General features: G+C 77.2%; 11 protein-coding genes and 1 pseudogene. All 12 read right to left on the reverse strand.

The genetic code is table 11. The features are described 5' to 3' along the window. Positions 1 to 8: 8 nt before the first annotated feature. Positions 9 to 827, reverse strand: a complete 819-nt coding sequence (locus IEZ04_RS29670) for a PIG-L deacetylase family protein (RefSeq protein ID WP_189220082.1) — start codon at positions 825 to 827, stop codon at positions 9 to 11. Continuing rightward, the gene (locus tag IEZ04_RS29675; protein ID WP_189220083.1) at positions 824 to 2,107 is read right to left on the reverse strand and encodes a glycosyltransferase family 4 protein; all 1,284 of its coding nucleotides are present in this window, start codon (positions 2,105 to 2,107) and stop codon (positions 824 to 826) included. Before IEZ04_RS29675 ends, IEZ04_RS29670 begins: the two co-directional genes overlap by 4 nt. Beyond that, positions 2,104 to 3,066 (reverse strand): sugar phosphate isomerase/epimerase family protein, encoded by a 963-nt coding sequence (locus IEZ04_RS29680; protein ID WP_189220084.1) that lies wholly within the window; start codon positions 3,064 to 3,066, stop codon positions 2,104 to 2,106. The genes IEZ04_RS29675 and IEZ04_RS29680 overlap by 4 nt, the downstream gene beginning before the upstream one ends. Next, the gene (locus IEZ04_RS29685) at positions 3,063 to 4,589 is read right to left on the reverse strand and encodes a YcaO-like family protein (protein WP_189220085.1); all 1,527 of its coding nucleotides are present in this window, start codon (positions 4,587 to 4,589) and stop codon (positions 3,063 to 3,065) included. Before IEZ04_RS29685 ends, IEZ04_RS29680 begins: the two co-directional genes overlap by 4 nt. After that, positions 4,586 to 5,413: an MBL fold metallo-hydrolase gene (locus tag IEZ04_RS29690; protein ID WP_189220086.1), complete on the reverse strand. Its 828-nt coding sequence runs from the start codon at positions 5,411 to 5,413 to the stop codon at positions 4,586 to 4,588. The genes IEZ04_RS29685 and IEZ04_RS29690 overlap by 4 nt, the downstream gene beginning before the upstream one ends. Beyond that, positions 5,410 to 6,591 carry a Gfo/Idh/MocA family protein gene (locus IEZ04_RS29695; RefSeq protein WP_229821369.1) on the reverse strand — a complete coding sequence of 394 codons (1,182 nt, stop codon included), beginning with the start codon at positions 6,589 to 6,591 and terminating at the stop codon, positions 5,410 to 5,412. The genes IEZ04_RS29690 and IEZ04_RS29695 overlap by 4 nt, the downstream gene beginning before the upstream one ends. Then, positions 6,588 to 7,883 carry a class I SAM-dependent methyltransferase gene (locus IEZ04_RS29700; protein WP_189220087.1) on the reverse strand — a complete coding sequence of 432 codons (1,296 nt, stop codon included), beginning with the start codon at positions 7,881 to 7,883 and terminating at the stop codon, positions 6,588 to 6,590. Before IEZ04_RS29700 ends, IEZ04_RS29695 begins: the two co-directional genes overlap by 4 nt. Further along, positions 7,880 to 8,872 (reverse strand): HD domain-containing protein, encoded by a 993-nt coding sequence (locus tag IEZ04_RS29705; RefSeq protein WP_229821370.1) that lies wholly within the window; start codon positions 8,870 to 8,872, stop codon positions 7,880 to 7,882. The genes IEZ04_RS29700 and IEZ04_RS29705 overlap by 4 nt, the downstream gene beginning before the upstream one ends. Beyond that, positions 8,869 to 10,122, reverse strand: coding sequence for an inositol-3-phosphate synthase (locus IEZ04_RS29710; RefSeq protein WP_189220088.1), 1,254 nt, complete (start codon positions 10,120 to 10,122; stop codon positions 8,869 to 8,871). The genes IEZ04_RS29705 and IEZ04_RS29710 overlap by 4 nt, the downstream gene beginning before the upstream one ends. Positions 10,123 to 10,479: 357 nt before the next feature. Continuing rightward, a complete protein-coding gene (locus tag IEZ04_RS35285) occupies positions 10,480 to 10,767 on the reverse strand; it encodes an alpha/beta fold hydrolase (protein ID WP_229821371.1) in 288 nt (95 codons plus the stop codon). A gap of 233 nt (positions 10,768 to 11,000) precedes the next feature. Beyond that, positions 11,001 to 11,330: pseudogene (locus tag IEZ04_RS36080) on the reverse strand (alpha/beta fold hydrolase); the annotation flags it as partial. 38 nt (positions 11,331 to 11,368) lie between these two features. Continuing rightward, a complete protein-coding gene (locus IEZ04_RS29725; RefSeq protein ID WP_189220091.1) occupies positions 11,369 to 11,842 on the reverse strand; it encodes a YybH family protein in 474 nt (157 codons plus the stop codon). Between the last annotated feature and the right edge of the window lie 8 nt (positions 11,843 to 11,850).

Genomic DNA, 11,850 nt, shown 5'->3' on the forward strand with positions numbered 1-11,850 from the left:
ACACGTCCTCAAGGCGCAGCCGCACGGCGGTGCGCCGCGTGCAGGGTCCCGAGCGCCCGCCGGGCCGCCCGCCCCGCCCGCAGCGCCTCGGCGTGGGCGTACGGCGCTCCGGTGCGCAGGGCCTCGGAGCGGGCCACCGCGGACAGGACCTCGCCGGTCCGCCCGGGGCCGCCGAACTGGAAGCCCAGCTGGGTGACGTACCGCCGGGCCGCGGCGGTCTTCCCGGCCAGGACGGCGCCGATGTCGACCGTCACCTCGGCCGTCCCGCGGCGCGGTCCGCCCGCGGTCCGCGGCGCGCGGGCGACGTAGGGCACGTCGCGCCACCAGCACGTCCGCGCGGACGGCGCGACGGCGGCGACCGCGCGGGCGGTGAGCAGATGGTCGACGTGACCGCCGATCGCCTGCGGGGCGAGGACCAGGTCCGCCGCCGCCAGCCGGGGGCGGAGCAGCCGCCGCAGCTCCGCCTCCGCCGTGTCGTCCGGACGGGGCGGCGTGAAGAGCTCCGGCGCGCTGCCGTAGCCCCGGTGCGGCGCCTCCGGCAGCCGGAGGTGTACGGGGGTCAGGGCGCCCAGCGTCCGCTGCGCCGCGCCGTCCTCGGCACGGCGCAGCGCCATGTAGTCGACGTCGGCGGGCAGCCCCTTGTCGAGCTGGGTGGACAGGGCGAACGGGCAGGGATCGGCCACCGACGCGGTGAAGCAGGTGACCACCCGCACCCGCCAGCCCGCGCGCACCAGGAGCGCCAGCACGCCTCCGGCGGAGAAGACCGCGTCGTCCAGATGCGGGCTGACGGCCACGGCGGTGCGGGCGGCCGGTGCCGACGCGGTCACAGCAGGTGGGGTTCCCACCGGAACCGGCAGGTCAGGTCCACGGCCGACCGCCCGGTCCCGTCCGCCGGGACCTTCCGTGCGGCGGTCCTCCGCGTCGGCCAGGAGGCACGCACCTCCTCGTAGACGGCCCCGATCCGGGCGGCGGCCACCGGCCACGACCACTGGTCCCGCACCTGGCGCAGGGCCGTCCCCGCGAGACGGTGCCGCAGCGGCGCGTCGTCGAGCAGCCGCCCGACGGCGCCGGCCAGTGCCTGCGGGTCGCGCGGCGGCACCAGCAGCCCGTTGACGCCGTCCCGTACGCAGTCCACCACCCCGACCACGTCGGTGGAGACCACGGGGAGCCCGCTCGCCATCGCCTCCAGGACGGTGTTGGAGAAGCCCTCGGCCCAGGTCGGGCTGAGGAAGAGATCGCCCCGGTGGTAGACGGACGGGGCGTCGTGGTAGCCGACGGGGCCCAGCACCTCGACGGCGCCCGCCAGATCGGCCCGGCGCGCGCGTTCGGTGAGCCGGTCCAGGTCGGGGCCGGTGCCGGAGACCAGCAGCCGCAGCCGTCGGCCTCCGGCGAGCAGCGTCCGGACCGCCTCCAGCAGGTCGAGCACGCCCTTCCGGACGTCGACCCGGCCGTGGTAGAGCAGCACCGGCGGATCGCCGAGGGCTCCCGGCTCCCGCCCGGGCCGGGGACGGAAGCGGCCGGTGTCGGTGGCTCCGGGGACCACGGTGAAGCGCTCCGCCGGCACCCGGTGCCGGGCGGCCACCTCGGCCCGGAAGGACGGCGAGCCGATCAGCAGGGCCGGGGTGTCCCGCAGCACCCGCCGGATCGCCGAGCGGTGGGTGCCGCAGCAGGTGCCGACCCAGTGGCCGTCGCCGCCCTGGATGGACACCACCGCAGGGACCCCGAGCCGGTCGGAGGCGTCCAGCGCGGCCAGTCCGGGAGGGTAGCCGTACTGGGCGTGCAGCACGTCCAGCGGCGCGCGGGCGTGCAGGGCGACGACCGTGTCGCACAGGGCACGCACGTCGGCCTCGAAATCCGCGGGCCCTCCGTCGCCGACGGCCTGCTCGCCCAGGGACTCCAGCGCCACCAGCCGCACCCCGTCGGGCACCCGCTCGGGCGGGGGAGGGCCGCCGCCGTAGACGGCACGGCCCTGCGGGTCGCCGCGGTACTGGGAGACCAGGGTGACCTCGTGGCCCGCCGCGGTCAGCGCCCGCAGCAGGTTCTCCGCGTAGGCGCTCATGCCCGACACGGCCGGCCAGTAGCGCCGCGAGACGAAGCAGATCCTCATCGCACGACCTCGATCCCCAGCGCGCCCGCGCGGAACGCGGCGGCGGGAGCGGCCACGTCCCGCAGCCCCGGTTCCCCGCCCGCCGCCACGCGTTCCGCGTACCGCAGCGCCTCCAGCGCCGAGGGCACCAGGGTGTCGGCGCGGTGCGCGTCGCGGGAGAGCTCCAGGCTCACCAGGCCGCCGTACCGCACGGCGCGCAGCGCGCCCAGTACGGCGGGCAGGTCCATGTCGCCCTCGCCCGGGGCCCGGTGCTCGTGCCGGCCGTACGGCATGTCCTCCACGGCGACCGCCCCGAGGTCCCCGGCGTGGCGCAGCACCGCCTGGCGGGGCGTCAGCCCGCCGGCGACCAGGCAGTGTCCGGTGTCCAGCGCCAGGCGCAGGCCGGGGACGCGGGCCGCGAGACGGGCGAAGCCCGCGCAGTCCTCGACGAGCATGCCCGGCTCGGGCTCGAAGGCCGCTCCCACACCCCGCTCGCCCGCGTACGCCACGACGGCGCGCACCCCGTCCACCAGGTGCCCCCAGGCCGTACCGCCCGGGGAGGCGTCCGTGCCCGGCGCCGGTACGCCCGCCCAGAACGAGACCGCCTCGCCGCCCAGGTCGGCGGCGACGTCCACGCACAGCCGCAGGAACGCCAGGCGGCGGGCCCGGCCGGCCGGGTCGGCGCTGACCAGGGTCGGCTCGTGCTTGCGCCGCGCGTCGAGCAGGAAGCGCGCCCCGGTCTCCACGGTGCAGGCCAGGCCCAGGCGGTCCAGACGGCGGGCCAGCGCCGCGGTGCGGGAGGCCAGGTGCGGCGCGAAGGGATCGTGGTGGGCCACGTCCAGGGTGAGCGCGACCCCGTCGTACCCGGTGTCGGCCAGCAGTGCCAGCGCGTCGTCCAGCCGGTGCGAGGTCATGCCGTTGGTGTTGTAGGCGTAGCGCAGCCCGTCCGCGGAGCCGGCCGGCACGGTCGAGGCCGTCATCGGGTCACCTCCTCGGCCGTGCGGGCCACCGCGTGGCGGTCGGGTTCGCGGTACAGGGGGTACAGCGCCCCCACCGCCTCCCGCGCGCCCTCGGCGTCGAACCACGCGGGCCCGCCCAGCCGTTCGCGGGCCTCCGCAGTGAGGTGCACCGGCCGTGCGCCGGGGCGGGGAGGGGCGCCCACTCCGGCCAGGGGGCGCCCGCCCGGGGTGTGCCCGCGCTCCATCAGCCGCCGTACGCCGCGTTCCCCGATCCGCGCGTAGGACATCGTCTCCACCTCCGTGCCGGGCACGAGCACCTTGACCGCGTACGCTCCCGGGCCACCCGTCGCGACCACCAGGACGTCGAAGTCCGCCAGTCTGCGCAGCAGGTCGTCGAGGAGGGCCGCGGGGTCGTCCAGCGAACCGGGCGGCACCGTCGGCAGGGACGAGAAGGGCACGGTGGCGCGCCGCGACAGCACGGTGGGCTCCAGCAGCTCCCGCAGGCGCGCGGCGTCCAGGGCGGCCCACTCCGTCATCGCCGCGAGCGCCCTGGGCTCCTGCTCCGCCAGGGGCGCGGACAGCTCGCGCTCCAGGTAGCCGGGCGGGGCGATCCGGGCGGCCGTCCCGAGCGGACCGTGGAAGAACACCTTGCGCGCCCGGGAGGAGACGTACTCGGCGAGGGCCTTGCGCAGCGCCGCCTCACGGTCGGGGTGGGCGGCCTCGCCGCACGCGGTGAGCGTCAGCGGCGACACGGCCCCCTCCGGTCCGCCGTCGGCGTCCGTGCCGACCACGTGGACGTCGGCGAGGCCGAACCGGGTGGCGGCCAGCTTCGGCAGCACCTCGACGCCCGCCCCGCGCAGCCGGTCGAGCATCGCGAGGGTGACCGGGTCGGTCACTTCGTCCAGGTCGATGACCACGCCCTCGTCCATCGCGCGGTGCGCGGTGGCGTTGCCGTCGCGCTGGAGGATCTCCAGCAGCGCGTGCGACAGGGCGCGCTGCCGGGTGTCCCCGGCTCCCAGGCCGTTGGTGACCGGTGTGGTCAGCCAGCCGCCGGGCGGGGGCCCGCCGGGCAGGTCCGCACCGCAGGCGGCGGCGAACTCGGCGGGCACCAGCACCTCCTCACCGGTGCGCAGACGGCGCGCGGGCACCCACTCCAGGGGGCGCTCGGGGGTGTAGTCCGCGCCGGCCGGCAGGACGAGTTCCACCGGGTCGGCGACCCGGTCCCGGCCGCGTTCACGCACCAGCTCGGCGTAGGAGGCGCGGCGGCGCCCGGAGCGCGCCAGGTGCCGCGCCAGCAGCACCTCCTCGGTGAGCTCGCCGTAGGCGCCGACCCGGGCCTGCCCGGCGTCCGCCCCGTAACCGCAGGCGCCCTTGCGCACCCCGGCCGCGTCCAGGTGGTCGGCGGAGACCACCGGCAGCCCGGTGCGGTCGGCGGCGCCGATGTCGAAGTCCCGCTGCTCCCCGGGGGCCAGCGCGTCGCGGTAGGCCCGCACCACCGGGTGTTCCGGCGGGTCCTCCGTCACGTCCTCCATGCAGGTGGTCATCGCAGGGCTCCCATCGGAATCGGGTCTGTACCGGGCCGCCCCGCCAGCTGGTGGTCGAACAGGCGCAGGACGTCCGCGGTGGTCACGGGGGCGGCGAACTCGAAGGGGGTGGCCACCGCCTCGAAGTCCAGCTCGCCGAGCACCGCCCGGTAGCGGCGCACCTCGTCGTGCGAGAGCGGCACCCGGGCGTGGAAGGCCTTGTGGCACGACAGGGCGCGCGGCACGGTGCCGTCCAGGTCGACCTTGAGCGTGTCGCCGCAGAAGAGGACCCCGCGGCGCGCGTCGTGCAGGACGCAGTGGCCGGGGAAGTGACCTCCGGTGCGGTGGACCGTCAGGCCGGGAGCCAGCTCCAGCGTCTCGTCCACCGGCCAGGTCACCCGGAACGCCTTCGTCCACACCAGGTCCCGCACCCCGACGGCCACCACGGGCGGCGCGAACCGCTCCTGCAGCTGCCACAGGGCGCCGTAGCCGTGGACGTGACTGGCGCCCAGCCGGGCGATCCCGCCGAGCCGCCCGATCTCGGCCAGCGCCTCGGGCGGGTAGTAGGGGGCCGCCTCCCAGGCGACGTTGCCGCCCTCGGCCCCGATCAGCCAGCCCGTCGGACCGAGGCCGAAGGAGGGGACGGTGCGGAACCCGGTGACGCCCGGGACGGGCTCGTACCAGTCGGCGACCAGGCCGGCCGCGACCTCCTTCTCCCCGGGGAAGTCCCAGCCGTCCTCGGGCAGCGCGTTGCGCACGTCGCAGCAGACCGGGCAGGCGGGCGGGGGCCCGAACCACCGTTGCCAGTGGCCGCAGTGGGAGCAGGCGTACATCGTCAGGGTCATCGGCGGCCTTCCTCGGCGGGGGACGGGGCGGTGCTCGGGGCGGTGGTCGGGGCCAGGACCGGGAGCGGTACCGGCGCGGGGGTGCGCGGAGCGGTCGCGCGGGCGCGGGACAGCGCCTCCAGGAGCAGCCGGTGCAGCGCCAGGTCGCGCCGCAGCGGCCAGGGCCAGGCCCGCTCCGCCGGCGTGCCGGCGCGTACGGCGGCCACGGCCGCGGAGAACGCGCGGACCTGGCCGGCGAAGGGGGAGGCGCCGGTGTCGAAGGGCACGGGCACGTGCCCGCCGGTGCGCGCGTCGGTGAGCCGCAGCGTTCCCCCGGCGTCCTGGCCGAGGGTGTCGGCCGCGGTGAGCTGCCCGCGGGTGCCGACGACCTCCAGCCGCCGCCGGGGCAGCGTGTCGGGGGTGTTGTAGGCGACGTGCAGGGTGAGGAGGACCCCGCCGCCGGTCCGGCCGGCCAGCACGGCGCCGTCGTCCACCGGGTACGGGTGCACCCGGTGCTGCACCAGCGCCGTCAGCTCCGTCACGTCGTCCCCGCCGAGCAGGACGCCCGCCAGGTCCAGTCCGTGCGGCGCCAGGTCGAGCGCGGCCCCGCCGCCCGCCCGCGCGGGATCGGCGCGCCAGTTGTCGTACGGGCGGCCGTCGGGCGACCAGGCGGGCGGCAGCCAGCAGCAGTAGGTGACGCGCACCGCGGTGACCGTGCCCAGCGCCCCGGAGGCCACCACGTCCCGCACGGCCCGGTGGGCCGGGTGGAAGCGCTGGTCGTAGGCGGTCGACGCGAGGACGCCGGCCCGCCGGCAGGAGGCGGCCAGCCGTTCCGCGTCGGCGAGGTCGGCGGCCAGCGGCTTCTCGCACAGCACCGCCGCCCCTGCCGCGGCCGCCGCCTCGGCCGCCGGGCGGTGGGCGTGGTTGGGCGTCGCGACGTACACCGCGTCGGGCCGGTGCGCGGCCAGCAGTTCCGCGAGGCCGGCGGCGGTCCGGGTGCCGGGCGCCCGGTCCGCCAGCCGGGCGGCGGCCGCGGGATCGGTGTCGGTGACGGCGACCAGACGGGGCACCGTGCCACCGGCCGCGCTCGCCGCGGCCGCCAGCAGCCCGGGCAGGAAGTGGTCCCGGGCCACCCAGCCGCATCCGGCGACCGCCCACCGGCACACGGCCGGCGCGGCGGCCCGCCCGCCGGCGTTCACCAGCGCTCCGGCAGGTCCAGGAGCACCCGGCGGCGGGCCAGTCCGGCCACCTCGGGCGTCAGGAGACCGGCCCGCGCGTCGGCGAGCACACCACGGGAGAGCTCGACGCGGCCCGGCAGGTAGGCGGCGACGCCCGGCCCGTACTCGTCCCGCCAGCGCGGCCCCGGCCAGCGCAGCAGACCGTCGCGGTAGAGCGGGTTGGGGCGCAGGGGCCGGCCGGGGACGGGACGGTCCGTGGAGAGGACACCGGAGGAAGGACCGCCCGAGGAAGGGTTACCGGACGCGGGACCACCGGACGCAGGGCCGCCGGACCCGGCGGTGGGTGCGAGCGGGCCGTGCACCAGGGCCATGGCCGCGCAGCCCGCCAGGTCGCCGGGCGGACGCGGACGGGGAGCGGTCTGCGCCAGCAGCGCGTGGGTCAGCTCGGCGTCGTCGTAACAGAGGGCCCCCGGCAGCAGGGCCCGCCAGCCGGCCGGGTCCAGGGGGAGGCCGGCGACCGGCCCGGGGACCAGGGCGTTGTGGCAGTGGCCCAGCACGACACCGCCGCCGTCACCGGCGTACTCCAGCGCGCGGCGCACCACCTCGTCCTTGCGCGGCAGGAAGTACAGGGCGTCGTGACAGGCCACGTAGGCGGGAGAGCCCGGGGGACGCAGCGGCCACGGCGCCGTCACGTCGGCGCACACCAGCCGTGCCCGGGGGACGACGAACCGCCGGGCCAGCCACAGTTTCGCGAACACCACGTCGACACCCGTCAGGTCCCGGTGCCCGCGCAGGCCCAGCTCCCGCAGCAGGTGCCCCGCGCCGCACGCCAGTTCCAGCACCGGCAGGCCGGCGGGGGAGTGCCGCGCGGTCAGGGCGAGCACGGCCAGCCAGGTCGGATCGCTCCACCGGTGCAGGAAGTACGCGCCGACCCTGCCCAGGCCCAGCAGGACCACCGCCTCGCGCAGGGTGGCCGCCCGCAGCGCGGCCCGTGCCGCCGCGGGTGCGGGAGCCGGGCCGTCCCACCAGTCGTCGGCGTCGGCGAGCAGCACGGCCGCGGCACCGTCCGGATCGCCCTCCTCGATCCGGCGCACGGCGTGCTCGCGGAGCGTGTCCCGGCCGGTGCGCAGCCAGGGGATGCCCGCCACGACCGGCCAGCGCCGTTCGCCGTCGGACAGGAGGCCGGGGCCGCAGGAGCGCAGGGGGGCTCCGTTCACGGGGCTGTGCAGCCGGGGCGGGATGCCGTTGCCGGAGCCGCCCGGGGCGGGCGCCCCGGCCCGCCCGGCCGCCCGGCGGCCCGCCGCGCGCCTCACACCGTCTCCGCTGCGTCCGCCGCGTCCGCCGCGTCCAGGACGGCGCGGTGGAAGCCGTACACGGCGCAGGGGTGCACCAGGTCGAGGTCGTCCAGGGCCTGTTCGGCGGTGAAGGCGGCGGCCCGCGCGTGGTGGCGGACCTGCAGTACGCGGTCGAGGACGTCGGCGGCGTGGAAGGCCCGGGCGACCGGGGTGTCCGCCGCGTCCCGGGCGGCGAGCAGCGGCTCCAGCCGCGCCGCGAGGGACGGCGGCAGGGCGGCGAGCCGCTCCCGGGTCAGCCGTGCCACGACCGCGGGCAGTTGCCCGCCCAGCAGTTCCTCACCGGTGAAGCCCGCGTCGGGCAGCACGGCGTTGTGCAGGTGGTGGGCCAGACCGAGCAGGAAGACGTCGCCGGGATCCGCGCCGAACGCCTCGGCCAGCAGCACCCCGTGGACCGCCACCGCCCAGCAGTGGTCACCGTGGCTCTCCGGCGGCTCCACCATCAGCCGGGGCCGCCCCGGGCAGGTGGCGCCCGCCCGGGGCTGGGCGCACAGGGCCGCGACGAACTCCGGGACCGGACCCGCGCGCGCCTCCTCCGCCGGGTCCGCCACCAGATCCGGCAGCGCCCCGCGCAGCGACGCGGACGTCAGCGGCCCCACCCGGCCGGCGTGCTGCGCCACCGAGCGCTCCAGCACGGCCACCGCCTCGTCGGCCGTCAGCCCGCACCGCCGCAGCACGGGGCCGTCGATCCCCGCCAGGCGCGCCCCGGCCACGGCGGCCGCGCCCGCCCGTACGGCGACCTCGCAGGGATCGGCGTCCGGCCGCACCAGCTCCGCCCAGGACCGGCGGAAGGCGCGTTCCGCCATCGAGGCGCCGCCGCCCGCGGCCGTACGGACCCGCTTCAGGTCGCCGATCTCGCGCAGCAGCGGAACGACCGCCCGGACGGCCTCGCGCGGCACCTCCGCCTCCACCGGGGCCGGCCGCACCGGACGCGGAGCGGCCCGGGTCACGGCCGTACGCTCCGCGCGGCGGCGCGGTCCGCGCCGTCCAGCCAGTCCAGCAGGTTCTGTTCCTGCCGGTGCAGGGCGTGCTCCGGGACGCCGCCGTGGGCGGTCATCGGGGCCTTGAAGAAGTACCCGAACTGCTCCTGCACCCCGCGCTCGCCGCGGCGCCGCGCCTCGGCCAGCAGCCGGACCAGCTCCAGCACCAGCGGGGCGGCCAGGACGGAGTCCCGGCACAGGAAGTCGATCTTCATCTGCATCCGGCGGCCGAGGAAGCCCACCAGGTCGACGTTGTCCCACGCCTCCTTCTCGTCGCCGCGCGGCCGGTAGAACTCGATGCGGACCCGGTGGTCCTCCACCGGGTAGCCGAGCACCGAGTCCAGCACCGACTCCTTGGTGGCCGTCTTGCTGGCCAGCGAGTCGGGGTCCTCCAGCGCCCGGCCGTCACGGTTGCCCAGCAGGTTGGTGGAGTACCAGCCCTCCACCCTGAGGGCCCGCGAGCGCAGGGCGGGGGCGAGCACCGTCTTGACCATGGTCTGGCCGGTCTTGCCGTCCTTGCCGGCGATCGGCACACCCCGCCGCTCGGCCAGGCGCGTCAGCGCCGGCACGCCCGCTCCGGCGCTCGGCGTGAAGTTCAGGTACGCCATGTCCTCGCGCAGGGCGGCGTAGGCGTACAGCATCGAGGGGGTGACCGCCTCGTCGCCGTCGTCCAGGGCCGCCTCGAACGCCTCGACCGAGGCCAGCGCGGGCGACGCCGGGTCGGGGAGCCGCTCGGTCGAGGCGAGGTTGACCACGACCACCTGGTCCACGTCCTGCTCGTCGCGGAAGCGCCGCAGGTCCTCCCGGATCCGCTCGGTCCGCGCCCGCAGGCCGTCGGCGGCCACGACGTTGGCGCCGACGACGGCACGGCAGTACTCCGGGTCCGCCACGGCGGGCCACGGCCGCAGCCGCTGCAACTGGGGTGCCACGGCCTCGATGTGCGCCGGATCCAGGACCCGGTGCAGGTGGGCGGCCTTGGCCAGGTCGTCGGCCGACACGTCCCAGCCGCCGAACACGATCTCCTCGTAGGGCACCAGGTCCGTCCGCGCCGCCAGCGGGAGCCCGTCCTGACCGCAGACGCCGAGCCTGATCAGTTCCACCCCGGCCACGGCGGTGGTGGCGACGGCCCCGCCCAGTCCCACGACGGCGGCGCCCAGCCGGCCCGCCGCGCCGCCTCCGTCCTCGTACCGGGAAAGCCGTCCCTCGGTCGGTCCGTGCATCGCTCTCTCCGTTCGACTCGCCCGTGGGGACGGGCCGGACCCCGGTCGTGAGGCGAGGGGCACGGCCGCGGTCCTCCGCGGTCCGCAGAAGCAGTCGCTCGCGCGGCGGTACGAGCCACCGCCGCGACGTCACAAGACTCCGTGGACCCACGGTCCGGCGCATCCCGCGGGACACACCGCCGCGGCGGCGTTTCGTCCGCGTCCGCCCGCCGGTGACGCGCCCCACCGCGGCACGGCGGCTCGCCGGGCGAAGCGGTGGGGGCGCCCGTACGGGACGGCCGATCGGGTGAGCCGTGGGACGAGCGGACGGGGAACGGCAGCCGGGCCGGGCGGCGCCTCATCCGCCGCCGAACGGACTCACAGCCGGTTCTCACCGAGGAACGCGCGGACGAGTTCGCCGTAACCCGCCGGATCCTCCAGGAAGGCCGCGTGCCGCCGGCCGTCCAGGACCGTGGGGGCGCCCCGCCACAGCGCGGCGTACGGGACGGCGGCGACGTACTGGTGGTTCACGAACGGATCGTCGCGCCCGTCGATGATCGCGAGCGGTACGGTCGACCGGGCGACGAGCGCCTTCTGGTCCGGCTCGTGGCCCCCGGCGAACGACTCGGACATGATGCGCCGGGCCCGTCCGTCCGTGCGCGGCACGTCCTCCACCACCCAGGCGGGGGCGGCGAGACCGTGATCTGCCCGGCGAACTCCGCCGCCCGGCCGGCCGTGAGGTCCTCGGCGCCCGCGTGGCCGACGGCCGGCAGGAAACCCTCGGCCGGCGTGTCCCTGCCGACGGGCGGCGTGCCCGTCACCGCCAGCCCCGCCAGGCCGGGGAGGAGCGGCACGAGTTCCAGGCCGATGTGCCCGCCGGGCGACCGGCCGACGACGACGGCCCGCTCGATGCCCAGCGTGCCGAGGAGCTCCGCGACCGTCGCCGCCTGACCGCGTTGGGCGCAGGCGCGCCCGGGATCGCGCGCGTCGTCGGACTCCCCGTGCCCCAGCAGGTCGAGGGCCGGCAGCCGCCGGCGGCCGAAGTCATCGGCCGGCTGCGCGTGGAAGACCTCGCGGGACGACGAGTTCCCGTGTACGAGGACGAGTGGCGGCGCGGAGAACGATCCCTCGAGGTCGGTGTCCGTACAGGCGACCCGGCCGGACCGCGTCCCGGCGCGTCGGGTGACGCCCGGCAGGGACACGGCACCTGACACCGTGTCACCTCTCATGGCGGAAGCGTATGCGGTACGAGCGGGCTTCCGGGCGCTCAGCCGAAGTACCGGACGGCCTCCTCGTACGAGAGCGGTTCGACGGCGGTCTGGTCGCGGACGATGTGCCAGTCGCGTTCTCCGGTGCGCCGCCACACCAGGGAGTTGTGGCACTTGAGGCAGGTCACCTCGCCGTCGGCCGAGGTGAGGACCGCCACGAAGACCATCCGTCCGGCCGCGAGGTCGCCGGAGACCAGCACGTCCGGCTCCTCCGGGATCGCGTGCGCCGCCGACCGCATGGCCGTGAACGCGGGCCAGAACGCCTCCGCGTAGGCGCTCACCGAGCGGAACGTCCGGCGTTGCGGGTCGGCCTCGTCGAAGAGGATCACGTCGGCGTCGAAGTCGTAGAACCGGTCGAAGACGGTGCGGAACGCGCGCGGCGCCGCCCCTTCCTCCTTGTCCCAGGCGAGGATCCAGTCACGCTGGAGCGCGGCGATGGTCCGTGTTTCGGTCCGTGCGGTCGTGTCGGACATGCTTCACC

The organism is Streptomyces ruber, assembly GCF_014648075.1.
GTDB lineage: Bacteria > Actinomycetota > Actinomycetes > Streptomycetales > Streptomycetaceae > Streptomyces > Streptomyces ruber.